At 24.9% G+C, this 25326-nt stretch carries 23 protein-coding genes, 1 pseudogene and 2 riboswitches; of the genes and pseudogenes, 12 read left to right on the top strand and 12 right to left on the bottom strand.

The window, feature by feature from the left end; genetic code table 11:
* Positions 1–198 precede the first annotated feature (198 nt).
* Positions 199–1266 (top strand): GGDEF domain-containing protein, encoded by a 1068-nt coding sequence (locus Q3304_RS09655; RefSeq protein WP_407814950.1) that lies wholly within the window; start codon positions 199–201, stop codon positions 1264–1266.
* Positions 1267–2108: 842 nt separating this feature from the next.
* A riboswitch (cyclic di-GMP riboswitch) is annotated at positions 2109–2204 on the bottom strand.
* Between the two features lie 417 nt (positions 2205–2621).
* Here Q3304_RS09655 and Q3304_RS09660 read toward each other — a convergent pair.
* Together Q3304_RS09660 and Q3304_RS09665 are read right to left on the bottom strand one after the other, a co-directional pair.
* Positions 2622–2822 carry a cold-shock protein gene (locus tag Q3304_RS09660; protein WP_021385087.1) on the bottom strand — a complete coding sequence of 67 codons (201 nt, stop codon included), beginning with the start codon at positions 2820–2822 and terminating at the stop codon, positions 2622–2624.
* 224 nt (positions 2823–3046) lie between these two features.
* Positions 3047–3223 carry a hypothetical protein gene (locus tag Q3304_RS09665; RefSeq protein WP_054270912.1) on the bottom strand — a complete coding sequence of 59 codons (177 nt, stop codon included), beginning with the start codon at positions 3221–3223 and terminating at the stop codon, positions 3047–3049.
* A 49-nt stretch (positions 3224–3272) separates the two neighbouring features.
* Positions 3273–3368: riboswitch (cyclic di-GMP riboswitch) on the bottom strand.
* Positions 3369–4765: 1397 nt separating this feature from the next.
* Here Q3304_RS09665 and Q3304_RS09670 point away from each other — a divergent pair.
* On the top strand, positions 4766–5446 hold the full coding sequence (locus Q3304_RS09670; RefSeq protein ID WP_054277089.1) for a response regulator transcription factor: 681 nt from the start codon (positions 4766–4768) through the stop codon (positions 5444–5446).
* Positions 5447–5612: 166 nt separating this feature from the next.
* Positions 5613–5900 carry a hypothetical protein gene (locus Q3304_RS09675; RefSeq protein WP_054270910.1) on the top strand — a complete coding sequence of 96 codons (288 nt, stop codon included), beginning with the start codon at positions 5613–5615 and terminating at the stop codon, positions 5898–5900.
* Positions 5901–6290: 390 nt separating this feature from the next.
* On the opposite strand, the gene Q3304_RS09680 is transcribed toward Q3304_RS09675, so the two are convergent.
* Entirely contained in the window at positions 6291–7103 is an 813-nt protein-coding gene (locus Q3304_RS09680; protein WP_407814744.1) for an SDR family NAD(P)-dependent oxidoreductase, read from the bottom strand.
* 653 nt (positions 7104–7756) lie between these two features.
* Here Q3304_RS09680 and Q3304_RS09685 point away from each other — a divergent pair.
* A pseudogene (locus tag Q3304_RS09685) lies at positions 7757–7903 on the top strand (N-acetylmuramoyl-L-alanine amidase); the annotation flags it as partial.
* Positions 7904–8180: 277 nt separating this feature from the next.
* On the opposite strand, the gene Q3304_RS09690 reads toward Q3304_RS09685, so the two are convergent.
* Positions 8181–8327, bottom strand: a complete 147-nt coding sequence (locus Q3304_RS09690; RefSeq protein ID WP_407815426.1) for a hypothetical protein — start codon at positions 8325–8327, stop codon at positions 8181–8183.
* 526 nt (positions 8328–8853) lie between these two features.
* On the opposite strand from Q3304_RS09690, the gene Q3304_RS09695 reads away from it, so the two are divergent.
* Positions 8854–10470, top strand: coding sequence for a DUF6765 family protein (locus Q3304_RS09695; protein WP_407814745.1), 1617 nt, complete (start codon positions 8854–8856; stop codon positions 10468–10470).
* A 113-nt stretch (positions 10471–10583) separates the two neighbouring features.
* Here Q3304_RS09695 and Q3304_RS09700 read toward each other — a convergent pair whose 3' ends face one another.
* From Q3304_RS09700 to Q3304_RS09710, 3 genes are all read right to left on the bottom strand, one after another.
* On the bottom strand, positions 10584–10901 hold the full coding sequence (locus Q3304_RS09700) for a hypothetical protein (RefSeq protein ID WP_407814746.1): 318 nt from the start codon (positions 10899–10901) through the stop codon (positions 10584–10586).
* A gap of 479 nt (positions 10902–11380) precedes the next feature.
* Entirely contained in the window at positions 11381–11794 is a 414-nt protein-coding gene (locus Q3304_RS09705) for a hypothetical protein (RefSeq protein WP_407814747.1), read from the bottom strand.
* 605 nt (positions 11795–12399) lie between these two features.
* Positions 12400–12600, bottom strand: a complete 201-nt coding sequence (locus Q3304_RS09710; protein WP_021384215.1) for a cold-shock protein — start codon at positions 12598–12600, stop codon at positions 12400–12402.
* 677 nt (positions 12601–13277) lie between these two features.
* Here Q3304_RS09710 and Q3304_RS09715 point away from each other — a divergent pair.
* On the top strand, positions 13278–13655 hold the full coding sequence (locus Q3304_RS09715; RefSeq protein ID WP_054270845.1) for a BlaI/MecI/CopY family transcriptional regulator: 378 nt from the start codon (positions 13278–13280) through the stop codon (positions 13653–13655).
* Between the two features lie 103 nt (positions 13656–13758).
* On the top strand, positions 13759–14148 hold the full coding sequence (locus tag Q3304_RS09720) for a BlaI/MecI/CopY family transcriptional regulator (protein ID WP_407814748.1): 390 nt from the start codon (positions 13759–13761) through the stop codon (positions 14146–14148).
* A gap of 114 nt (positions 14149–14262) precedes the next feature.
* Here the strand turns inward: Q3304_RS09720 and Q3304_RS09725 are convergent, their stop codons facing one another.
* Positions 14263–14409 (bottom strand): hypothetical protein, encoded by a 147-nt coding sequence (locus tag Q3304_RS09725; protein ID WP_167641110.1) that lies wholly within the window; start codon positions 14407–14409, stop codon positions 14263–14265.
* 334 nt (positions 14410–14743) lie between these two features.
* On the opposite strand from Q3304_RS09725, the gene Q3304_RS09730 reads away from it, so the two are divergent.
* Together Q3304_RS09730 and Q3304_RS09735 are read left to right on the top strand one after the other, a co-directional pair.
* Positions 14744–15436, top strand: coding sequence for a response regulator transcription factor (locus Q3304_RS09730; RefSeq protein WP_054270844.1), 693 nt, complete (start codon positions 14744–14746; stop codon positions 15434–15436).
* Between the two features lie 195 nt (positions 15437–15631).
* Entirely contained in the window at positions 15632–17701 is a 2070-nt protein-coding gene (locus Q3304_RS09735) for a histidine kinase dimerization/phospho-acceptor domain-containing protein (RefSeq protein ID WP_407814749.1), read from the top strand.
* 187 nt (positions 17702–17888) lie between these two features.
* Here Q3304_RS09735 and Q3304_RS09740 read toward each other — a convergent pair whose 3' ends face one another.
* The 4 genes from Q3304_RS09740 to Q3304_RS09755 all read right to left on the bottom strand — a co-directional run bounded on the left by Q3304_RS09740 (position 17889) and on the right by Q3304_RS09755 (position 21040).
* Positions 17889–18215, bottom strand: a complete 327-nt coding sequence (locus Q3304_RS09740) for an AzlD domain-containing protein (protein ID WP_054270841.1) — start codon at positions 18213–18215, stop codon at positions 17889–17891.
* Positions 18208–18909 carry an AzlC family ABC transporter permease gene (locus Q3304_RS09745; RefSeq protein ID WP_054270840.1) on the bottom strand — a complete coding sequence of 234 codons (702 nt, stop codon included), beginning with the start codon at positions 18907–18909 and terminating at the stop codon, positions 18208–18210. Before Q3304_RS09745 ends, Q3304_RS09740 begins: the two co-directional genes overlap by 8 nt.
* Before the next feature lie 265 nt (positions 18910–19174).
* Positions 19175–20560 carry a PLP-dependent aminotransferase family protein gene (locus Q3304_RS09750; protein WP_407814750.1) on the bottom strand — a complete coding sequence of 462 codons (1386 nt, stop codon included), beginning with the start codon at positions 20558–20560 and terminating at the stop codon, positions 19175–19177.
* Between the two features lie 63 nt (positions 20561–20623).
* On the bottom strand, positions 20624–21040 hold the full coding sequence (locus Q3304_RS09755; RefSeq protein WP_407814751.1) for a DUF3284 domain-containing protein: 417 nt from the start codon (positions 21038–21040) through the stop codon (positions 20624–20626).
* Between the two features lie 477 nt (positions 21041–21517).
* On the opposite strand from Q3304_RS09755, the gene Q3304_RS09760 reads away from it, so the two are divergent.
* From Q3304_RS09760 to Q3304_RS09770, 3 genes are all read left to right on the top strand, one after another.
* On the top strand, positions 21518–24421 hold the full coding sequence (locus Q3304_RS09760) for a sigma 54-interacting transcriptional regulator (protein ID WP_407814752.1): 2904 nt from the start codon (positions 21518–21520) through the stop codon (positions 24419–24421).
* A 31-nt stretch (positions 24422–24452) separates the two neighbouring features.
* On the top strand, positions 24453–24899 hold the full coding sequence (locus Q3304_RS09765) for a PTS sugar transporter subunit IIA (RefSeq protein ID WP_054270836.1): 447 nt from the start codon (positions 24453–24455) through the stop codon (positions 24897–24899).
* 95 nt (positions 24900–24994) lie between these two features.
* Entirely contained in the window at positions 24995–25297 is a 303-nt protein-coding gene (locus Q3304_RS09770; protein WP_054270835.1) for a PTS sugar transporter subunit IIB, read from the top strand.
* Positions 25298–25326: the final 29 nt, after the last annotated feature.

The raw sequence follows: 25326 nt of genomic DNA on the forward strand, positions 1-25326 counted from the left end.
TCTATTTAATTGATATAAAATTTATCTTTATTTCTTAAAAAAAAATTATGGAAGATATTTGCATATTATAATATAATAAGTCATTTTTCTAGTGTATAATATATGATATGGAATAGGTGTTATAAAGTGGCAATGATAGAAAAACTTAAGTATAGAAGTTTATTTTAATTGATAATGTATATAGGAGGAGGACAAAATTTGAGTACCATTATTTATGCCTATTTGATACCATTTATAGGATTAATTTTTTTGATATTTCTTATTAAAATGAATCATTTATTTAGTAAAGAGCAGAGTAGATTGTTTATAATATCAATAGTAATTAACTTAATACTTATTATAGCCACATCTACTGATTACATAATATCAAGACAGACAAATTCATCACTATGGATGATTCGTAGGATTACATCTTTTTTAAATTTTGCAATAAGTCCATTGATTCCTATTTTACTTATAAAGATATTTAAACAAAAAAAGGATACAATTATATTTTATTTGCCATTTTTGATAAATTTTATTATTTGTTTTTTTAGTATGTTTATTAAAATTATATTTTTTATAGATATAAATAATTATTATGAAAGAGGGTGTCTATTTTTTATACCTTCTTTTACAGTATTATTATATATTTTAATATTTATAATCAATCCAGTTACTTCTCATGTACAAGAAAAGAAAATGGAACGTATTATTGTTACATCCATTGCTGTTACAATAATAGCAGGATTACTTTTAGAAATTTTTTATTACTACCATTTTCTAAGTTACGGATTCTCAGCATTAGGGCTTATTATTTATTATATACTACAAAATATTAATTTCTTTTCAAAAGATTCTTTGACAGGAGCATATAATCGCCAAATGTATAATTATATGCTGGATAAAATTAATAATTCTTTAAATTGTGTTATTGCTCTTTTAGATATTAACAATTTCAAATATATAAATGATAATTATGGACATGATGAGGGCGATAAAGTATTAATTTTATTTGTTAATGTTATTAATAAGAATATTAAAGATATTGCATCTCTTTATCGTACAGGTGGAGATGAATTCATGTTGATATCAACTAAAGTAACTGAAGATGTACTCTTAAATGCTCTTAATAAATCTAAGATAGAGTTAGAAAAATATGACCTAAGTTTTGCTTGTGGAGTAAGTGAATATAATAAAGAAGATAATCTTGAGGAAATACTACATATGGTTGATAAAAAAATGTATATAAATAAAAATCAAATTAAAAATCAAGAAAAAGAATAATTCCAAGTAAGAAATTATTTGAAATTCTAATAATAATTAAGTGAAATATATTTTAAATAAAAGCATGTATTTTTTAGTATGATTTTTAGTTTTTATATCATTGAGTAGTGGAAAAAAAAATATTTTAAGTATTTAATATACTAATAGGAAGTCCAAAAAAAATTACATAAGATAAAAATGTTAAAAATATTATAAAGTATATGAAAAAATAAAATAATTTTTTTAGATGCAGATAAATAAAATCTTTTTCTTGGTTTATCACACAAATAGGATATCAGATAATAGTCTTTAATTTAATCTCCTCATAGAATCAGTATGAGTTTAGAATACTATGAGGAGGTAATTATATTAATTTAATTTGCAGTATTTTAAATAAATTGATATAAAAAAATATCACATTAGATAAGAAAAATTTATTTTTACATATCTTAAGAAATCGACTTAAGTTAAATCCAGACGATTCTAATAGATAAATTAGTAATCTAAATTATTTTAGATTTGTTATATTTTGTTAAAAAATGAAAATCTGAATAATAAGAATATATATCAATTAATTTTCATTAAGTATTTTTAAAAAGTAGAAAAAACTAAAAAGGGTTTTCTAGAAAATAAAATCTATCTAATTATGTTTACTAATAGCATAACTTGATGTAAATAATTTTCAACTATTTTTATCCGCTCTATAGTATAAAATCATTTAATTGTGTATCTATAAAATCGTAATAATCATATGCACTACCAATATAGGTAGATAATATATGAGTGTATCTATCTATATTATTTGTAAATATACTACCATATCCCCCTAAAAAACTTTCATAAAAACAAAAAGAAAACATCTTTTTGGCAACTGGCTAACATAACTTATAAAAATTTTATAAGCCTTAGTCCCTATAGCTTTGCGTCACTAAATTTCTCTAGTTTTGCCGATTTAGTTTTACTCTACAATTATATAATACAACAGAATAGAGTATTATTCAATAGATTTGTTTGAAAATTGAAAAATTTATAAAAATGAAAAAATTATTTTCTAAATAAAAATCGACGATTAATTAATTTTGATATAGTCTTGTAAGGTATAATTTATTGTGAGATATCGATGTATATAAATACAGTTTATGAGCAATTAAAGAATGGTGAAAAATAATGATAGATATAATAGAAATGTTGACAAATAAAAAGTGTTATTGAAATAAGAACAACCTGAAATTAATAGCATTTCATTTTTTGTATGAAGTTTAAATGACAAATGGCAATTAAAAAGATAAAAGTGATAATATTAGGATGAAAAATTATATTCAAATAATCAAATAAAAAAAGACCCTTAAAAGAGTCTTTCCCGAAAAATCTATATATTATAATATAGTTATATTTTCTGCTTGAGGACCTCTAGCGCCTTTAACTATATCAAAGCTTACTTTTTGACCTTCTTCTAATGATTTAAATCCTGAAGTTTGTATAGCTGAGAAATGAGCAAATACATCATCTCCATTTTCTACTGATATAAATCCAAATCCTTTTTCGTTGTTAAACCATTTCACTATTCCATTATTCATTAAAAATACTCCTATTAACCTATATCAAGATATACTTGATTTAATTGTGTATCAACACAAATATTATTATATCATAATTTAATAGAGATGTCTACCTAATTATGATTTATAGTTAATATTTTATATTAAAAGGTTCTCAATGTTTATTTTTTAGATGTAATTATTTCTCTAGTTTATTAAATGTAGAAAAAACTAAAAAGGGTTCTCTAGAAAACAAAATCTATCTAATTATACCTACTTACCAATACCATCACCTGATGTAGACAAGATTCTACTACATTTTCTCCATACTCTAGTATAAAATCATCTAGCTGTGTATCTATAAAATTACAGTAATCATATGAACTGCCAATATAAGCAGTTAATATATGTGTACACATATCTATTTTTTCCATAAACATTTTACATCCCCCTAAAAAACTTTCATAAAAAACAAAAAGAAAATATCTTTTTGGCAACTGGCTGACATAACTTACAAGGGTTCTATAAGCCTTAGTCCCTATAGCTTTGCGTCACTAAATTTCTCTAGTTTTGCCGATTTAGTTTTATTCTACAATTAAATAATACAACAGAGTTGCTTATTATTCAATATATTTATTTGAAAATTGGATTAATTTATAGATATGAATGTTATTTTACATTAAAAAAATAGATTGAAGATGCAAAATATATGTTAAAACTTACTTGTAATTTTTGCGTTAAAAAACTTTTACTATTTATTTAAATAAATTCGATTTCAGTATAAATATTAAGAGATATTTAAATAATTTATTAACATATTAAAGAATTAAGTTACTTTTAATTTGATTTTTTTATTTTAAAAACTATGAGGTTTCATGAATGATATATAAGAGTTGTATTATAAGATAACAGAATAAAGTTATTTAGTAATAGATAAAAAAGATTATTAACTAACAGGAAGTCTGTATGTAATCGGTGGAGTAACTTGTAATGAAATTAAAAAATTAAATAAGACTAGAGGAAAAAAATTCACTCAAATATATAGGTGAGAATATATGAACAACAAGGAATAAGGCTAAAAAGTTTATAAAATAAAAGTTATAAAAGTATTTAGACAAAGAATATTAATTTTTTTAAGTAGCCATTTTTAGGGAAAGGGAAACTTTTTTTGAAATATAATATAATTATAATAATAAAATAATGCTTTTATAAATATCAAGACACAGAATATAAAAATTTTATAATAATATATTTACCAAAATTATACAACATATCTTATATTATAACTATATAAATCATATAAATCAATACTTAGACAGGCTGATAGAGTAGTTTTTAAAAACAATAGAGTTATAATACAAAAACTATCTTAATATCCCTTTCCCTAAAATAGGAGATTTTTATTATTATTTAATAATGATTTTTAATATTAAATTTAATATTAAAGTATTATTTAAAAATATTTAAGATTTAAATCCTAATTTATAATAATATTATAAAAAGTAAATTGGTATGTACTGCAATAATTAAAACTTTAGACTTTAATTAAAATACTTTTTAGTCGAGTAGTCTAATGTATATTCATATAAAATTGTTAAAGATGTAATTATGATAGTAAAAATATAGAGTTAGATTGTGTAATTTTAGATATTTATATTTATACAGTAAATTAAAAATCAAATGAAATACAAAATAAAATACATAGTCTAAAACAATTTATATCAAAATATAAAAATCTTGGTTTTAGTTAGTAAGTGATTTTAAATAATTTTATCAAATATATATGTGAAAATAATTTACTAGGTACATACATATCTTGTGTGAAATTTAAAGTATGCAGAAAATATATGAAAAGAATAAAGACTATGGATTTATAGTTGTTAAAGTTTCTTATAATGGTAAAGAAATACTATTGGAAAATATACTAAAGATATTTACTTAGTTATTTATAGAAAAAATAATGATATTTAGGAGTGACTATAATGCAAACTAATGTATTGATAATTGATGGAGATAAGAATAATTGCCAAGAATTGAAACAGTTTCTAGAAGAAAAAGGCATAAATGTCTATTTAGCATATAATTGTAAAGAAGCTATTGGAAAAATATTTAGTAATAAATTTGATTTGATATTTCTAGAAATAATTTTAACTGATGGTGATGGTTGGGATTTTTGTAAAAAAATTAGAAATATAACTACTTGCCCAATTATTCATATAACTTACATAAATGAAGAACAAAGTATTTTAAATGCTTTAAATTCTGGTGGAGATGACTATTTAATAAAGCCTTTAAATTTAGAAATATTATATGCGAAAGTTAAAGCTATTTTAAGAAGATTGAATTCATATACAAATAATAAGGAAAATAACATAAAATTAGAAGAATATAATAGAGCCAGTGGAGTCATAAAACTAGAAAATAAAATGATAAAATTAACTCCAACAGAAAATAGGTTATTAAATTACTTTATGGATAATGCGGAAAAGACTCTAACAATTAAAGAAATATATGAACATGTATGGATGAATGAATATTTAGAGGATAATTATAGTGTTGTAGTTGCAGTGAATGGTTTAAGAAAGAAAATAGAGAAAGATTATAAAAATCCTCAGAAGATTATAACAATAAGAGAAGTTGGATATTATTTTAATAATATATAAAGTTTTACAAATGGAATGATAAGAGGTTCTACCTAAACATAGATTTTATTAATAGATATAGTTGATACTTTATATAAAATAATTATGAAAATATGGAAAAATATGTTTAATATGATTATGATTAAGGTATAAAATTTAATAAATAGAGTGATAAGGGGTGGATAAGATGTTAATACATGATAAGTGTTTTTATCCAAATAATATTTATCCAGCGATAGACTTTCTTAAGATAAAAAAGCAATTAAAATCAATATACAAGAATGATTTATCAGATTGTGGAAATATATGTATAATAGAAAGAAAAGAATATTCTATAAGTATAAATAGTATAGGTGAGATAAATATATATTATGATTTAGAATATGAAAATAAGATACAGAGTATAGTTGATGAGATTGAACAGTTATTCAAAACTCAAGTTAAAAATTTTAGTGTATCAAAATTTAAGCATTGATGATTAAAAGGTAGCAACTATCTTCAGTTGCTACCTTTTAAAGTGTAGGTATATAAGAAACTAAGTATAGCCATTTATCAAATAGTAATGATAGTATAAAGCCTGAAAGAAATATACCTAATATGTACCATAAGAAAGTATTTAGATTTTTTTTCATAGATAATCACCAATTCATATTATATTTAATCTTCTTAATTAAAGTATAGCAATAATAAGTATAAAGAGTATATAAAATATTACAAATATTAACAGGATACATGAAACTATAGTAAAAGTTATAATAATAAAACGAACGAAAATTATCATACTAAAAGCACTCCAATAATTTTAGGAGTGCTTTTATGATAATTTATTAAAATATAAATCATTAATAGCATTGTTTAAAAATATTTAAAATGCTGTAAAACCTCCATCAACAGGCATAAATATACCAGTTACATTGCTTGCTTCATCTGATGCTAAAAATAAAGTAACATCTCCAACTTCTTCTGCAGAAGCTACTCTATTCTGTGGAGATACTGTTTTTCCTGATACTATTCCATTCTCAGTATTTTTACTTCCTGTTTCTTTCCTTTTGTTGTTTAAGAATTCTAATGCTTCATGGTACATAGGAGTATCTGTAGTACCTGGATTAATTGCATTTACTCTTATGCCATTTTTTGCATAATCTAAGGCCATATTTTTTGTTAATCCATTTAAAGCATGTTTTGAAGTAACATATGCACTATGCCCAGGGAATCCAGTTAAGCCAGCAACTGAAGATACATTTATTACTACTCCTCCGTTGCCCAATTTTATCATTTCATTTATGCTAAAGTGTGAACAATGAAATGCTGACATAACATTACAATCAAAGACATGTCTAAACATTTCTTCTGACATTTCATGAACAGGAGCAGGTATTCCAGTGATTCCAGCATTATTTATTAGTATATCTAATCTTCCAAATTTATTAATTGCTGTGTCGATAACTTTTTTACAATTATGAGAAGTTTTCAAGTCTAGTATTAAGAATTCTACATTTGGAGTTATCTCTTTTATTTCCATCAAAGTTTTTTTACCCATTTCTTCTTTTTTATCTGCTAATACTAATTTCGCTCCTTCTTTGGCAGCTCTTAATGCTATTGCCTTACCTATTCCTCCTGATGCTCCTGTTACAATCATAACTTTATCCTTAAATCTATCTTTAATTATAGCTGACATAATAAATAACTCCTTTTATTATTTTAGTATTAAAATAACCTTTTTATATGAAATCTATTCTACTTGTGATTTTATTTTAGAAAGATACTTTTTTTAAAAACATACATATTATTACCCAAGTAAAAAAGTTTCATAAAAACAAAAATAGTATATGTTTTTTATAAGTTGATGATATAAATGATAATTTATTTTACAAATCTTAGTTCATATATATTTATGTCACTAGAGTTCTCTAATTTTAGTGATTTAATTTCATTCTACAGTTAGAAGAGTGCAATAGAACTAGTTATTATTTAACATATATGTTTGAAAATTTGATAAATTTATAGATATGAATAATAATTTTAATATATAAAAACAAATTAAATAAGTGGGTCAAATGGTAAAGTCTACCTATAGTTTTTATGTTAAAAAGCTCCTATTATTAGTTTAAGTTATACTGAATGAGGGAGCGACATAAGATGGAAGAAGAAATAATAATAGAAAAATTATTAAGAGCAGAACTGATAATAGTGTAAAGTATATTAAAAAATATGTATCTGTGTGGATTACCAGTTCCCAAAAAACTAAAAGAGAAAATAGGAAATTTACTAGATACAATGACAGACGAATTGAATATTAAAGAAGGCAAATAAGCAATGAAAATAGCAATAGTGCCAGGTCAGACAGAAAATTTATACGTTATAGGAGGAGGAGCATGCAATAAAATAGATTCTATAACTAAAGAGAGATACACTATGATAAAAGGTAATGATAGGTTTGATACACTTTACAAATCGTTAGATTTTATTAATAGATAGATTGAAGGTAGCAACTGGAGATAGTTGCTACTTTCTTTCTTTAAGTTTTTTATTTTCCATATTATCTAATACTTGCAGCGAACTCATATAGAATTTTTGTCGACTATCCCATTTTTGCTGAGCTTCACATATTAGATATAAATAAGCACTAAAAAAAACTCCTATTACAGCACCAGCAATATAAAAATCTTTTATAATATTGTTGGCAAATAGACTAAAGAAAATTGATATAAATGCAGCAATAAGAGCAATTACAAATGGATTTGATGGATTATTTTTAGAATTTAAGATGGTTTTGATGCGTGTTTTTTATATTTTCTAGTGAAACTATCTCCTTAAGAGAATTATAAAATCTATAATTGCATTTATAATATTCTTCAGCTTCTTTTATGTCTGGCTTTTCTTCTTCTTGAATAATATTCAACTGCTCTATAGGGCTTTTTTTGTTAAATTTAATAATATCAAATATATCATTTAGAAATATATTTTATACCTCCATAAATTAATGTCTATTATACTTTAATTTATTAGCATATTTAAGAACTTATATCAGCAATTTGTCAAACTATTTTTAGAAGAAAATAGAGCAAGGACACAGGAGAAAAATTTACAGAGATTTATTCTTATGATGTGTGGTTAACAATGGATAAGGCTAGAGAATTTGTAAAAGAAAAATTATAAGTTTTAAAGTTTTATTTAAACAAGTATATAGATAAGAAAAATTTATATCAAAGTTTTTCTTATCTATTTTTTCTTATAAATATATTTATTAAATTTATAAAAAGATATATTTCTAGAAAAAATATGTTTTTTGACTATTTATGCGTTTTTGATGGCTAGTTAGACAGTAAGTGTTGAATATTTTGAATATTTAATTTATTATTTTAATAAATAATTATATATAAGTACACATATAATTATTTATTAAAATAAAATTAAGAGGTGATTTTATGAATTTAGATTTTCACTATTATGGTACATATCTTGCAGCTAAAATAGCTGGTTATAATGATTCTGATGCAAATACAATAGCTTATGCTGCTCAATATGTGGATGAATCAACTAAGAGTATGATTCTTGAAGATGTAAATTTTACACTACCTACAGTACAGACAACTTTAGAATTTGAAAAATATTATGCAGATTTTACTTCATGGGGTTATAAATGGAATCTTGATAGTTTAAATGAAATAAGAAAAGTATGGATACCATTTCATTTTTTACCTGGAAATTTGAACAACCAATATGAGTATAATGGAGTTAAAGAAAGCACAGGACTTACAACAAACTGGAAATTTAAAGATGGAGATGAGAGAAGATTTAGATTAATGTGTTTACCAAATAGTGAAACTGTTTCTTCTATTATAAATGACCTTATCTATTTTCATAGTACTGAGGAATATAAATTACAATTTATTGGAATGAGAATGCATGTACTTGCAGATACATGGGCACACATGTATTTTATTGGAAGACCTGAATGGTATATTAATGATGTTAAAGAATTTATAGCAGAAGAAAGTAAATACATAGAAGAAACTAAATGGACTAAAGCAGAAGAATATCGTAACGGTAGCTGGCATGCTATTAATGTTTCTGGTACTCCTGAGGTTGGTGGATATGAAGGAATTGCATATCTTGGACATGGAAGAATGGGTCATATACCAGACTATGGATATCTCAATTACAGATATGTTCCAAATTGGAGTTGTACTGATGATAAAGTGAAGATACAAAAAAATAATCAAGACAATTTCTTTAAAGCATTTTGTCAAATGGTATATGCACTAAAGTGTATTAAGAATGGTACTGATTTTAGCCTAAATCAATATGAGAGTTTAACAGAAAATCAAAAAATAGAAGTTATAAAAGTAATAACAACTAGAAAAGATGACCAGTCAGATGCATGGAAAAAAGCAATAAAAGCTTTAGGATATAGTTCTTTAGATAACTTTGATAAAAACAAATGGAAAAATGAATTTGAAAAATCTTCTAATAAGCAAAAAACAAACTATTATTATTTTAATCTAGTAGCCAAGAAACATATAGATTATGTAAATAATTTCTTAGAAGAAAATAAATTGAAATTAGATGAAATGTGTAGTGAATATTGTGAATTCAAGACTTTTGATGATAGCCAATTTGCTAAAAATAGAAATAGAGTAACAAAAATTATACTTAGAGGAGCTTTTATAGTTGATGCTATACAGTTTGTATATGATGGAAAATATAAAACTCAACTACATGGAGAACCTTTTGGAGGTAGCATAGTATCTATGGATTTAGATGTGGATGATTATATAATTAAAATAAGTGGTTCTATAGGATGGTTTACTGGTTTACCTATACCAGCTAGAACAATAGGTAACATAACTTTTTTAACTAAAAAAGGAAAAACTATAACAGCAGGAGAAGAAAAAGCCTTTAAGAAATATGGAAACTTTACTCTGGAACCAGAATCTGGTGAACAAATATTTGCCCTTCAGGGTTCATACTCAGTATATAAATTTAGTTCAGAGTATAGCAAAAGATATTTAGATTGTCTAGGGATTGCTTGTATGAAATAATTACATGAAAGAATGTTTAAAAGCCAAATTAGAAATTTTTATTTAATAGATAGATTAGAAGGTAGCAACTAGAGTTAGTTGTTATCTTCTTTTACTATTAATCCTATTATATTTTATATAACTATATATCTTTTCCTAATTATATAATAGGATATTATTGTTATAATAGATACTAATATTACTGATATTATCACAGTATCAAGTCTTCTTATTAATAACCCCATTATTATGTATTCCAAGCCTATTAAATATTGAAAAAATATTTCTAGTTTAGTAGCTTTTTCTCTATCTATATTACCATATTTTAATTCTAATTTATTTAAATACTTTTTCTTACAATAATTAGTTTTACCCTTGATTAAATATCCTACAGTAACCACTATTGTAAATGTTACTCCATAACTTAAAAATATAATGTTCCAAGAGTTCATAGTAGAGATACCTCCATTTAGATTTAGATTTATTTCTCTTAATCAAATTATATCAGTAGTATGAACATAAAGAATGTCTAAAAAATTACAAATATTAATAGAATGAATAACATTATACAAGATTAAACAAAGAAAAATGTGGTAGGGTTAACCTACCACATTTTTACCCACTAATAAATGATGATACAAAAGTCAGTATAAAAAATGAAACAAACAATATAATGAACTTGTGCAATTTGCTTAGTTGAAATACTTTATTAGCAAAAAATAAAATTAATACTGAGAGCAATGCAAAAAGTAAATCTTTTATAATAATCATTTTATATCCTATTGATTTCTTACAGATTGTAAGTAGTATTTAGTTACATAAGCCCCGCCTTTATTATAACGTATTTTTTTAAATTTAAAGATTTTCCCAGATGTTATATTTGACCCAAGATGCATTATAATTGCTCCAACTATAGCAGCAAGATACTGACCTACACCAGGAATGGCACCGCCAAAAGACCTGCAACTCCTGTACCAGCACCAGCTAAAGTTAATGCAACTCCTTTAGAAAGATATAAATCAAAGCCTGTCTTAGTCCAAACTATTTTATTTGTCCCAGCTTTTCTATAATATAATTCATTTTCAACAAGAGTAGTGTTAACATCGTTTTCCTTAAGGTTTTTAATTAGTTTATTCATATCTATGTATGTAACTGTATCTGGTTTAGGTAATTGAGAGTCGTTGATTTTCAAGTCTTCTATTGACGCTGGATTATTTTCCATATAATTTGGGATGTCATTTGAAAGCCCCATTGCATTGGCTGTTTGTCCAATAGGTATACCTACAAGAGCTGCTAATAATGCTACTGATAACAATTTCTTAATCCTTGGGTTTCTTAGTTTCATAAAATACATCCATTTTAAATTAGTTATATATCAAAGATATATATTATTGTTGTAGAATGTAATTCTTAAGAATTAACTATATTAAATATTAATAAAACATATAGTAAAACTTAAGAATGCATACAATAAAACTGAATATAAATTAAGTATATGAGATAAATTTCATGTAATATAAGCTTATATATTATAATTATATATAAACTTATATTATATATTGTAACAATAAAACGAACTAAAATTATCATACTAAAACATAAGACATGTTAAATTGTATTAGATATATAAATTAACATACACCAAAGCACTCCTATAAAAAGAGTGCTTATTTTTTTGGAACATATTAAAGAAAAAACTATCAAGAATATTACTCAACATACCTTAGAAACGATTTAAATAGGTCTTTTTAACAACCTAGAACATATGATATAATAAAAAAATAGAAGTGTATTTGCAGTACACTTCTATATCTGTAACTAAGCATTCTCATGTCAGGGAATGATTTTTTCATTTCTCCAAACAACCTTGTTTTTTTCATCAACAATTATCTTACATATACTAGCAATAAAAAAAGACCCTAAAAGAGTCTTTCCCGAAAAATCTATATATTATAATATAGTTATATTTTCTGCTTGAGGACCTCTAGCACCTTTAACTATATCAAAGCTTACTTGTTGACCTTCTTCTAATGATTTAAATCCTGAAGTTTGTATAGCTGAGAAATGAGCAAACACATCATCTCCACCTTCTATTGATATAAAACCAAATCCTTTTTCATTATTAAACCATTTCACTATTCCATTATTCATTAAAAATACTCCTATTAACCTATATCAAGATATACTTGATTTAATTGTGTATTACCACAAATACTATTGTATCATAGATTAATAGAAACGTCTACTTAATTATATTTATTTAGTTAACATTTCTACTTATTCTTAATATTAAAAATACATTTAAGACCTTTGTATTACTATAAATTGGTACGAATGTAGATAAAGCTAAAAAAATTCTCTAGAAAACAAAATCTATATAACTGTGTATCTATAAATTTATAATAATCATATGAACTATCAGTATAAGCAGTCAATATATGTGTATATCCATACAATTTATTTTTAAATATAGATATTATTACCCACCTAAAAAACTTTCACAAAACCAAAAGAGTATATGTTTTTGATAACTTACCAATATAACTTATAACTCATCTTACAAGTCTTATTTAATAAATATTTATACCACTAAATTCCTCTAGTTTTACCAATTTAGTTTTATTCTACAATTAAAACAATACAATATAACTAGTTATTATTCAACAGATATGTTTGAAAATTGAATAAATTTATGGATATGAATAATATTTTTTATATATAAAAATAAACTAAAACAGTAGAATATATGGTAAATTTTACCTGTAGTTTTTGTGTTAAAAAGCTCCTATTATTAGTTTAAGTTAGACTGAATGAGGGAGCGACATAAGATGAAAGAAGAAATGTTAGTAGAAAAATTATTAAGAGCAGAATTAATAGTGATGGAATATTTATGGAAAAAAGATTCTAAAATGTCTAAAAAAGAAATTGTAAAAGATATAACACAGATGTATGGATGGCATAAAAGTACAATAAAAACACTATTAAAGGGGCTACTTGACAAAGGTTATTTGGCTAGGGATATTATAAAGTTTCAATCTCATTATAAAATAATAATAGATAATGAAGAATATTACGCTTTTAAGAAAAAGGTACTAAAATCTAGCAAGAGTAGAAAAATAATGCGCTCTCTTACTACCATGCATAAAAATGTAAGTAAAGAAAAGTTAGATTCATTAGAAGAGTATTACAGAAACTTAAAAGAGTAATATGGTAAAAATCAGATGTATATATTTGGCTAAATTCTCTTGTCTGAGGAGTTTTATTGATGTAGAATTTACATATGCATAAATCGGCAAAAGGGTGTAAACTATGAAAATTAGTAAATTACCAGAAGCAGAATTAAAAGTTATGAGATATATTTGGGAAGCTAACAAAGTATTAACTTCTAGAGATTTGGTTAATGCAATGGAAGAACAAAATGGATGGAATGAATCAATTACATTTACAGTTTTAAAAAGATTAAAGCGAAGAGAGCTTTTAGGTACAGAGAAAATAGGTAAACTTACACACTATAATGCAATAGTAAAAAAGGAAAAATATCTAAGGTTTGAAACAAAAGAATTTTTGAAGAATATACATAAAAATTCAATTTCAAGTTTAATATCAGTATCGCATAGTAAAGATGATGAAGTGGATGAAGATAAATTAATTGAACTCGAAGAACATTTTAAGTGTTTGAAAGAAAAAAATGACAAATAGATACATAATAAATAAAATGAAGGTAGAAAAAGTTATAATTTCATACCTTTATTTTATTTAATATTCTGAACATATTAAAAAATGAAATAGGTTTGTCTTATATTTATATAAATTTTAACAGAATATGTATGGTATATAATAGATAGTATGTATAAAAATAGAATTTAAATAAGTAGCTATTATTGCAGTTAAATAAATGCTTCTAAGCCTATTTGGGTGGAAGAATGGTGGAAGAAAACTAGTAAAATATGATTCTTCCACCATTCTTCCACCTTAAAAATAAAAACTGCTCAATAAGAATTAATATACATTAATTCAGCTGAATCCAATCAAAATACTTAAATAAAAGTAATCTGAAAACAACATAATTCAAATCAATTAATTCAAATAAACCTCAATTTATCTTAAATCTTAAGAAATATTTAAGATTTAGGATAATATTTTCTTAAGATTTATATTCTATTATATATTTATAAGGTAAAGTTACAAAAATGTAAGCCAAATTAATATAACAATTTAGTCATTGTTGAGAAAGGGAGTGAAAGATATTGTATAATAGAGATGAGTATTATTATACAATAGAGGAAGTGAAAACATGTACAACATATTAGTAGTAGATGATGATAAAGAAATCGTTGATTCAATAGAAATATATCTTAAATCAGAAGGATTTAAAATATATAAAGCATATGATGGAATGAAAGCTTTGGAAGTAATAACAGAGAATGACATTCATCTAATATTAATGGATATAATGATGCCTAAATTGGATGGAATCAAGGCAACTGTGAAAATACGAGAAGAAAGAAACATACCAATAATTTTAATTTCAGCAAAAAGTGAAGATACAGATAAAATAATGGGATTAAATATTGGAGCTGACGATTATATAACAAAGCCATTTAACTTATTAGAGCTTATAGCTAGAGTTAAATCAAACTTAAGACGTTATGTAACTTTAGGCAATTATGAAGATGCAAGTCAAGAAGTTTTAAAAAGTGGAGCTTTGGAGTTAAATACACTAACAAAAGAAGTGAAAATTGATGGTGAAAATATAAAAATGACTCCAATTGAGTACAAAATCATTAAACTTCTTTTAGAAAATAAAGGACGAGTTTTCTCAATAGATGAGATATACGAAAAAGTATGGAATGAAGAAAGTTTTAATTCAGAAAATACAGTAGCAGTACATATTAGGCGAATAAGAGAAAAGATTGAAATAAATCCAAAAGAACCAAGATTTTTAAAGGTGGTGTGGGGAGTTGGTTATAAGATTGAAAAATTTTAGTGGAAAACTTATAAAAGAAAAAAGTTTAATATTTAATTGCGTTTTGATTTTGGTCATTTTTACATTTACACAAATGTTAGGAATTCTTATATGTTTTAACTTTTTCTCTAGTAGTTTAATTTATTCTATGGGAATTATGCTTGTATTAAATTTTATATTATATAAAATACTGACAATGTAGATGAGGTGGACAAGTTGGAAAAATATAGAGCATTAAAGTTAGTCTCATTAATCATAATATCTATCTCATTTCCATTAACTATATTGTTGGTAACAATAGGACTTGCTGAACCTAAATACAATATACAAAAAACTTCTACAAAGAATGGAATTTTTAATATATCTGATGATTTTTATGACAGTAATTTGTTTGATGATGAGACAATGTTGAATTTATTATACAATTTTAAGCTATCTATGGGTATTGGGTTAAGTAGTGAAGAAAAAATAAATTATGAAGATTTTTACACAAGAGGTAAGAGTCTAGATTCAAGTAGTAGCATTTCTGATTATAATAAAATCATGAAGAAGGTAGAAACTTCTTCTGAATATTTAAGTTCTCTAAAAAATATAAAAATGTATATTGTAAAGATAAATTCAGGCGAATTTTATACAAATACAGAATATAGTTCGTTAGAGGGTTTTAAGCAAAATATTAAAGGCTATTGTGACATAGAGATAGTAAATGATGGAGAAAGAAGCTCATATACTAAAAAAATAAATGGAGAAAAATTTGAATTAAATAATGTTAGTATGGAACTAAATGGAGAAGAGGACGCTTTTGAGGTCTATGCATCTTTTCCCAAAGAACCCACTGTAGATGATGGAATAGTATATACTAACTTTCAAGTATTTAAACAAGCTACAGAAAAAGTAAGATTATTTTTTGTAGCTAGTTTAAGTTTAGCAATCATATGTTTATTATCTATAATTTTATATAGTAGAATAAAATGTGAAGCTTTAAAAAGAAATAACATACTTTTACTAATATACAATAAGATACCTATGGAATTTAATGTAACATTGGTATCTATTTCAACCGTGTTTTTGATTATGTATATTTTTGATGTATCTTATGATATTTATGTCATGATGTTAGTTTCTGTATCCTTATTGGTAGTATCAAATAATATATTTTTTATACATGTTCAATTGAGTTATTTAGAAAATAAAATATGTATATTTAAGTCAAGTATTATAGTAAGAGTGATTTTATGGCTAATAAAGACTGTAAAGGAGGTCATTAACGCTATAAAAAAAGTATCTTTAGCAAGAAAAGTTATTATGATAGTGATAGCATCTTTAGTTTTAATCATGGCGATTAGCACTCAAAGTACAAGTTTTGGATTATTGGTTTCTATATGGATATTTTTAGGATTTGCAATATATATAACTAAAAGACTTTCCTATCTTAGCTATGTAATAGAAGGTACAGAAAAGATAAAACAGGGAGAGTTAGATTATAAGATAAAAATTGCAGGAAATGATAATTTTACATCTTTAGCTGAAAATATAAATAATATTGGAGAAGGTCTTGATAAAGCAATAGAAGAGCAAGTAAAGAGTGAAAGAATGAAGTCTGACCTTATAACAAATGTATCTCATGATTTGAAAACTCCACTTACTTCTATAATAAATTATGTAGACTTGATTAAAAAAGAAGAATCTATACAACCAGACTATATAAATGACTATATAAATGTACTTGAATCAAAGTCAAAAAGATTAAAATTATTAATAGAAGATTTATTTGAAGCTAGTAAAGTAAGTAGTGGTAATATAGAATTACAGATTAGTAAAATTGATTTAGCGCAACTATTAAGACAAAGTATAGGTGAACTTGAAGAGAAGTTGTCTAAAAGTAATTTAGATATAAAATTAAACGTTCCAAATAATAAGGTATATATATGGGCAGATGGAAGAAGAATGTATAGAGTATTTGAAAATCTTTTGTCTAATATAGCTAAATATTCTTTAGAGGGAACTAGAGTATATATCGATGTATACGATTGTGATAAAAATCTAAAAGTAACTATGAAAAATATATCTTCTTATGAATTAAACTTTGACCCAAGTGAGATTATGGAAAGATTTAAAAGGGCAGACGAATCAAGAAATACTGAAGGTAGTGGATTAGGACTTGCTATTGCAAGAGATTTAGTAAACTTACAAGGTGGAAAGTTCTATATAGAAATAGATGGAGATTTATTTAAAGCAAATTTAGAGCTTCAAAAATATGAAGAAGAAGTAACAAGTGTAGATTGAGATAATATTTAAATACACACATACTTTTATAAAGAATAATAAATTTTATCATAATAAATTAAAATCTTGCTAGTAACGATTGAAATGTAAAAAACAGAGTGGTTTAAAACTACTCTGTTTTTTATTTAAAATCAAGATGATAATAAATTAAAATTGTACATATAATTTATAAACTATTATCTAAAGATTATAGGATAATTCCAAATAAATATATAGATATCACACCTGTAACAATAGAAATCCCAATAGATTTAAACCTATAAGCTACAAGAAGTACAACTAGAAAAGATATAATTTTAGGATTAGTCATAGATAAATATAAATTATCATCATTAAAGAATACATCTTTAGCAGTTAAAGAAGTAAGTATTGCTACAGGTATAAATTTCATAATTTTTTTCAAAGGTTCAGGCATTTCTTTTTTTGAGAAAATCAACATAGGAAGAACTCTTGGAAGATATGTGACAATATACATTCCAATTATAATACAAAGTATGTAATAATTATTATTCATAAGACTCCTCCTTTTTATAGTAAGATTCCTCTATGAAGAAACCAATCAAAGATGCTAAAATTGAAGTAACTATTATCACCAAATTGTTTTTAAATAATGCATATAATACAACTGAAATAATAATTGATGATATAAATACCACAATATAAATTTTATTTTTTATCTGAGAAACTATTAGAGCTATAAACATAGAGGTCAATATAAAACCAGAAATAGAACTATCTATAGATATACTTTCTCCTAAAAATGCTCCAATAAAATTAGCTAAAACTGATGAAATTAGACAGAAGAAGTTTAGATAAAGTGCATTTTTATCAGACCAATTTCCAGTAGTAAATTTTTCGTAATTAACTGCAAAAGTTTCATCTGTTATAGTATGACAAAATGGTAATATAAATTTTGGACTTTTATTTTTTATACACATATTTAAATTAGAGCTCATTAGAAAATGTCTTAAATTAACAATGAATGTAGTCAAAACAATAGATGTTATACTTGCTCCAGTAGAAATCATTGAAGCTGCAATAAATTGAGAACTTCCTCCAAATACTAGTGTTACCATTAGTGCTATTTGAAAAGGTGAAAGACCAGATTTTTGTAATAGTATTCCTCCTACTATACCTATAGGTATATAACCTAGAAATATTGGGATTGAAGCAATAAAACTTTCTCTTAGTTCTTGAGATTTTCCCATAATAAAATCACTCCTTTTGTTTTAATGTATTAAAGATTAGTAAAACAGTAAAATAGATTAGTGGTATAATTGCAATCATACTTAAAAATGAATTTGGATTAATATGTAAACTACCATATAAAATCAAGATAGTTTAAAAATACTATCAAAATCAATATACTGGTAATAATCTATATTAATCTCTATAAATTAATTACTATCTGTTGTAATTTTATTGTAACAACAAAAAAAAATACACACAATTAAAAAATTGTGTGCAATACAATTATCTTTTTTCATCCAATAATCTTTTCAGTACAGTAAGACCTGCTTTAAGTTCTTCTGTACTTTCTGTAGCACATACGGCTATTCTTATTGCAGAAATAGGTTTTTCCTTTCCAACAGCAAAACGCTCAGATGCATAAACCTGTACACCTTTTTTAAGTGACTCCATTTCAAATTCTTCTGCCATTATATCATCAGGCAGAATCAACCACCTAAAGATACATTCATCACTTCCTAAAAGATTGTATTCAGATAAATACTGATTAATAATCTTGTTTCTTCTCCTTGCAGATTTGCGACGAGCATTGATTAATTTATCAGCTTCTCCTGAACTAATCATACGATAAGCAATTTCTGTTAAAAAATAGGATTGAGATAAATTAATATTGTATAAAGCACTTGATAATGCTTCTCTATACTGGTTAGGTGTAGAGATATAGGCTAAACGTAAGCTAGGTGCAATAATTTTTGATAAACTCGTAATATAGATTGTCTGATTTGGTATATAAGAAGCCACTGGATTTAAATGTTCCTCATTAAGTAAGCTATGAATAGCATCTTCAATAACAATTAGATTGTATTTAGATGCAATATTTGCAATCATCTTTCGCCCATTTTGTGACATTATATGTGTAGTTGGATTTTGATAATCTGGTATTATGTATAGACCTTTAATATTTTCATTTTTACAAGCATATAATAGACCTTCTTCACTAATTTCCATATTTTCTTGTTTAATTGGAACTAGTTGTATTCCAAGCATTTTAGCTGCAGTCTTTATTCCAGGGTAAGTTAATGGGTCTACACCTATTTTATCTCCATGTTGAAATAAACCTGCTAAAATGGCTACAATTGCATTTTGTCCACCACTTGCAGGAAGTAGACTATCTGCTGTAGTTTCAAGTCCAGCTCTATAAATTAATTTAACAATAGCTTCTTTTTGCCACTTGGCACCATCTCTTTGGCCATACTGAAATATAGTTTTAAAATCGATTTCTTTAATTATATGCTTAAACAAGGTATTCATTTCTTCTAATGTGAAATCTGGATTCATTGTACCCATTTCAATAAATGTAATTTTATTATTACTCGACATTAAGAATAAATTTGAACGTGTATCATAAGATACAAAGGTCCCACTTCCAGTAACTCCACTTACCAATCCTTTTTTTTCACAAATTTTAAAAGCTCTAGAGATGGTACTGACATTAACATCTAAAAAATCTGCCAATTCACGTTGTGGTGGTAATTTAGTACCTGGCAACAACAATCCATTATTGATGTCTTGTTCTAACTGTTCTGCAAGAGCTTTATATAATATTTGTCCTTTTGAAGGTCGCTTTGGTTTCCAGCTCATAGGATAATTTTCAAAAGAATTAATTGGCATAAATTTTCACCTCTCATTATTAGTTTAATTGCTATCTTTATCTAAAACAATGAAGCCATGTTTTTAATTATTCTTATTTTCTAACTCTATTTCCAAGTTCTTTATAAATTTATCAAATTCTTCTGGATGTCTTTTTCCAAATAATATTCTTACAAGGACTGAATTAATTTTTCCAAATACATTTCTCTCACTTTCACTTTCAGTGAAAATAAGTTTTGTATTTTTTAAATCAACATGTATAAGTTCATATCTAGTGATAATACTTTCTCTGTTATTGCTTGTTTTTATCTCATATATTTTATTTTTTTCAAAATTAGTTATTTCAACCTTAAATCTTTTGTTATTTTTCTGTTGTAAAAATGTCCCCACTGCTTTTTTTTCATTAAAATTAGGAAAATTTAATCTTGCAGATTTTGTAAATATATTAAATATATCTTTTGCAGAATGTTTTAATAAGATTTCAGCTTTAAATGTATTCATATCGTTTTCCTCTCTGTATGTAAATTTAATACTCGTAAATTAATTTTTAAGTTAAAATAGTATAATATGCCATATAAAAGCATGTAAAAGTCATTTGTATATCCAAAACCATATGGTATAAGTATTTATACTATTATATAAAAGTAAAATTTTAAAACAGAAAGTGTTAAAAGCATAATTTATAATAATTTTTATTGTTGAGTAGATATGTATTATTATATCTAATTAAACAAGTTTTTCAATTATAAATTTATAAATATTATTATATTATAATTCAAATAAAGGATTAAATTATTTAAATTTATAAATAGTAAATACATTTAGTAAATTACTAAATATACAAAATGTAAATGATTATCAAATTGTATAAGTACCAATAACACCCAGTTACCTACAGGGTTTGAATAGCAAAAAATATTAAATTAAGTATGGCATGATAGTTGCTTATATAATTTATCAAGAAAGGAGTTATTAAGCATGGAGTTGAGAGATAAACTTGTAAACATCATAAATACAGAAAATAAAAAGGAACCATTAACAGATGTTCAGATAGCAAAGTTTTTAAGTACAACTAGAGAGAATATAACTAATTTAAGAAAAGAGCTTAATATAAGTAATTCAAGGCAAAGAAGATATCCTTATCTAAAGTCAGCAATTTCATCTATATTACAAAAGAATAAAAATATTTCTATATCAGAAATCACAAGAGAATTGATGGCAGAAGGTTTTAATATATCAAGAAGAGTTGTAGAGGAACTTTTGCCTAATGAAAGTTTGGAAATGAATGTAGTAGAGATACCTAAAGAAGAATCAGAAGATTCATTTGAAACTCTAATAGGAAATAAGGGAAGTCTTAAAAATGCAGTGGAACAGGCTAAGTCAGCTATATTATACCCTCCAAAAGGATTGCCCACGTTGATTGTAGGAGAAAGTGGAGTTGGTAAAAGTTTGTTTTCTAAGCATATGTATGAGTTTGCAAAGAAGAAAAAAGTAATAAAAGAAAGTTCAAATTTTGTTGTATTTAATTGTGCTGATTATAGTGACAATCCACAATTATTGTTATCTTTGTTATTTGGATATAAAAAAGGTGCATTTACAGGTGCTGAATACGATACACCAGGTCTTGTAGAGGAAGCTGATGAAGGAGTTTTATTTTTAGATGAAATACACAGATTGCCTCCAAAAGGTCAAGAAATACTATTTTCTATATTAGACAGAGGAACGTTTAGAAGATTAGGTGAAACTAATGCTGAAAGGAAAGTAAGTATTATGTTAATTGGAGCTACTACTGAAAATGTGGAAACTAATTTATTATTGACATTTAGAAGAAGAATACCAATGCTAATAACTTTACCACCATTACATGAGAGACTACTAAAAGAGAAAATAGACCTTATATACAATATCTTTCAACAAGAGTGTAATAGAATAAATGCAAAAATATTTGTAGATAAAAATGTAATTGAAATACTTGCACTAAAAAAATTTAGTGGAAATATAGGGCAATTACAAAATATGATTCAGGTTCTTTGTGCAAGAGCTTTTATGAAGTTTATAAATTCCAAAGGTGAAGATAAAGAGTCAATAGTAGTAGTAGATATAAATGAAGTTTTAAAGCTTAAAGATTATTTTAAAGATGCAGCTTTTCAAGAGGTTGAATACACAGAAATAAGAAAATATTTAAAAAATGCTATATTTATGCCATTTAATTCAGATGAATCATCAGTAAAAGGAAATTTTTTGAGTGACGAGTATATGTTACCAGAAGATATATACAAAACAATTGAAAAAAAATATTATGATTTAAAATCCCTTGATATTGAAGATATAGATATAGAGAATATTTTATGGACTTTTATTTTAAATAGATTTGCTGATTTAAAGTTCAATCTTAATAGTGATGAAGAGCTTTTTTCAATGAGTGATTTAAATAGTTTTGTAAGTGATGATTTAGTCAAGTTGGTAAAAGAACTTATGAATGATATAGTTGAAAAAAATATTAGCTTAGAAGTAAATAAAAACATGTTCAAATATCTGGCAATACACTTAGAAGAAGCTATAAAAAGAATTAAATTAAATCAAAAAATAATAAACGTAAATTTAGAAAAAATAAGAAGTGATTTTTCAAAAGAATATGAAATTGGTAAAAATTTTGCAATAAAAATAGAAGAATTAATTGGTATTAAGATTCCAGATGATGAGATTGGATTTATAACACTATATATAAAATCAGCTCTAAAAAATGAAGTAAAAAAAGATAAAGTAGGATTAATAATAATTTCTCATGGACGTATAGCTACTGAGACTGTAAATGTGGTTAAAGAACTTTTAGGAGTAAAGTTTCCTGTAGCTATAGACATGCCTTTAGATGAAAAACCAATAAATATATACAATAAGGCAGTAGAATTATCAAAAATAATAGACCAAGGAAAAGGAGTTTTGTTTTTGGTAGATATTGGTTCACTTACGAACATAGGTCAGATAGTAAATAAGCGAACTAATATAAATACTAAAACTATTGATAGAGTGGATTTATTAATGGCATTAGAGGCAGCTAGGAAAGTTTCTATGGGAGATGAAGAATTAGATGAAATATTTTTTTCTTTGTTAAAAGATAGGATGGGATATAACTATGAATTGGAAAAACATATGGATAAATCAAATGCACTTGTAACTTTGTGTCTTACTGGAGAAGGAACTGCCAAATACATAAGTGAAACATTGGAAGAAAAGTATAATAATACTAAATGTTATCAAATGAGTGCGTTAGATGAAAATTTATTTTGTAAAATTGAAAATTTGAAGGAGACAAACAATATATTGGCTATTGTTGGGACAATAAATCCTAAGATACCAGGTATAAATTTTATCCCATATAATAAAGAACTTTTCAAAAACCTGGATATATACTTATCAAACTCAAGAAAACAAGAAGACAAACAAATTAAAGTGTATGAAAGAATGCTTGATGAAGATTTATTTATTTTCGAACCAAATATATACTTTAAAAAGGATTTATTAGAGTATATATGTTCAATTCTTATAAATAAAGGATATGTGGAAAAAGATTACTTAGATTCTGTTTTACATAGAGAAGAAATGCTTCCAACATATTCTAAAGGAGCCATAGGTGTTCCACATGGAGATTCATCTACTGTAAATAGTACAAGGTTTGTTTTTGTTAAACTAAAGAATCCTATTGACTGGAATGTAGGTAATGTAAATTTTATATTTATGCCAGTTTTTAAGACTAATGATAAAGATATTGTTAAAAATGTTCTTGAAATATTAAAAGATGAAGAATTTATGAATAATGCTAAGCAGTGTTTTAATAAAAATGATTTCAAAAATATTATATTAGATAAATTTAAACATCTGTAGCCATAACAAAAAATTGAGAGGAGTCAAGGTAATGAATGTAGATTTAATATCATTAGGCTTAGAATCTAATGATTATGAAAGTGTTATTAAAGAATTAGGAAATAAAATGTATGAAAAAGAATATGTAAAAAACACATACATAAGTGCTGTATTAGAAAGAGAAAAGACACTACCAACAGGTCTTGATATTGGTGAAATGTGTGTTGCTATTCCGCATACAGATTCAAAACATATAAATGAATCTAATGTAGCTGTGGGTATATTGAAAAATCCTGTAAAGTTTAATTCAATGATAGACCCAACAGATAGATTGGATGTAGAACTTGTATTCTTATTAGCAGTAAAGAATCCAGATTCACAAGTAAAATTATTAAAAGATTTAATGTCAGTTTTTCAAAATATAAAATTATTAAAAAATATAAAAAATGCGTCAACAAAAGAAGAAGTAGCTCAATTATTGGATTTTATAGAGTTATAGTGAAAATCCAAACAATCAAGAGTAAGTGTTGTTTTTAAATGAATTTAATTTATATAAAATAAAAACTTAAAGTATAAAATTAGGAGGAAATTATTATGAAACAATTCAATGTATTATCAGTTTGTGGTTCAGGGACAGTTACATCATCAATGGTGGCAGGTAAATTAAAAGAAGTATTAGGAGATAAGGGAATTTCTATTACAACAACAGAAGCTAGACCAACAGAAGCACTAAATTTAGCACAATCAGGAAGATTTGATTTTATAACATTTACTAGTCCACTTCAAACAGGTGATTATGGAATACCTACCATAAATGCATTTGCTTGTTTAACTGGAATAGGTGAAGAGGCATTTTTTGAAGAAGTATTAACTGTTATTGAGGGAATAAATAAGTAATATCTAGGTGTAAATTATAGTATTTAAAT

Origin of the sequence: Clostridioides sp. GD02377 (assembly GCF_045899875.1) — a bacterium.
Classification (GTDB): domain Bacteria; phylum Bacillota; class Clostridia; order Peptostreptococcales; family Peptostreptococcaceae; genus Clostridioides; species Clostridioides difficile_A.

Bases quoted from the DNA above. Each gene is read 5' to 3' on its own strand.
- Q3304_RS09660 (WP_021385087.1), bottom strand. From the start codon at position 2,822: ATGAATAATGGAATAGTGAAATGGTTTAACAACGAAAAAGGATTTGGA.
- Q3304_RS09665 (WP_054270912.1), bottom strand. From the start codon at position 3,223: ATGTTTATGGAAAAAATAGATATGTGTACACATATATTAACTGCTTAT.
- Q3304_RS09670 (WP_054277089.1), top strand. From the start codon at position 4,766: ATGCAAACTAATGTATTGATAATTGATGGAGATAAGAATAATTGCCAA.
- Q3304_RS09675 (WP_054270910.1), top strand. From the start codon at position 5,613: ATGTTAATACATGATAAGTGTTTTTATCCAAATAATATTTATCCAGCG.
- Q3304_RS09680 (WP_407814744.1), bottom strand. From the start codon at position 7,103: ATGTCAGCTATAATTAAAGATAGATTTAAGGATAAAGTTATGATTGTA.
- Q3304_RS09695 (WP_407814745.1), top strand. From the start codon at position 8,854: ATGAATTTAGATTTTCACTATTATGGTACATATCTTGCAGCTAAAATA.
- Q3304_RS09700 (WP_407814746.1), bottom strand. From the start codon at position 10,901: ATGAACTCTTGGAACATTATATTTTTAAGTTATGGAGTAACATTTACA.
- Q3304_RS09705 (WP_407814747.1), bottom strand. From the start codon at position 11,794: ATGAAACTAAGAAACCCAAGGATTAAGAAATTGTTATCAGTAGCATTA.
- Q3304_RS09710 (WP_021384215.1), bottom strand. From the start codon at position 12,600: ATGAATAATGGAATAGTGAAATGGTTTAATAATGAAAAAGGATTTGGT.
- Q3304_RS09715 (WP_054270845.1), top strand. From the start codon at position 13,278: ATGAAAGAAGAAATGTTAGTAGAAAAATTATTAAGAGCAGAATTAATA.
- Q3304_RS09720 (WP_407814748.1), top strand. From the start codon at position 13,759: ATGAAAATTAGTAAATTACCAGAAGCAGAATTAAAAGTTATGAGATAT.
- Q3304_RS09730 (WP_054270844.1), top strand. From the start codon at position 14,744: ATGTACAACATATTAGTAGTAGATGATGATAAAGAAATCGTTGATTCA.
- Q3304_RS09740 (WP_054270841.1), bottom strand. From the start codon at position 18,215: ATGAATAATAATTATTACATACTTTGTATTATAATTGGAATGTATATT.
- Q3304_RS09745 (WP_054270840.1), bottom strand. From the start codon at position 18,909: ATGGGAAAATCTCAAGAACTAAGAGAAAGTTTTATTGCTTCAATCCCA.
- Q3304_RS09750 (WP_407814750.1), bottom strand. From the start codon at position 20,560: ATGCCAATTAATTCTTTTGAAAATTATCCTATGAGCTGGAAACCAAAG.
- Q3304_RS09755 (WP_407814751.1), bottom strand. From the start codon at position 21,040: ATGAATACATTTAAAGCTGAAATCTTATTAAAACATTCTGCAAAAGAT.
- Q3304_RS09760 (WP_407814752.1), top strand. From the start codon at position 21,518: ATGGAGTTGAGAGATAAACTTGTAAACATCATAAATACAGAAAATAAA.
- Q3304_RS09765 (WP_054270836.1), top strand. From the start codon at position 24,453: ATGAATGTAGATTTAATATCATTAGGCTTAGAATCTAATGATTATGAA.
- Q3304_RS09770 (WP_054270835.1), top strand. From the start codon at position 24,995: ATGAAACAATTCAATGTATTATCAGTTTGTGGTTCAGGGACAGTTACA.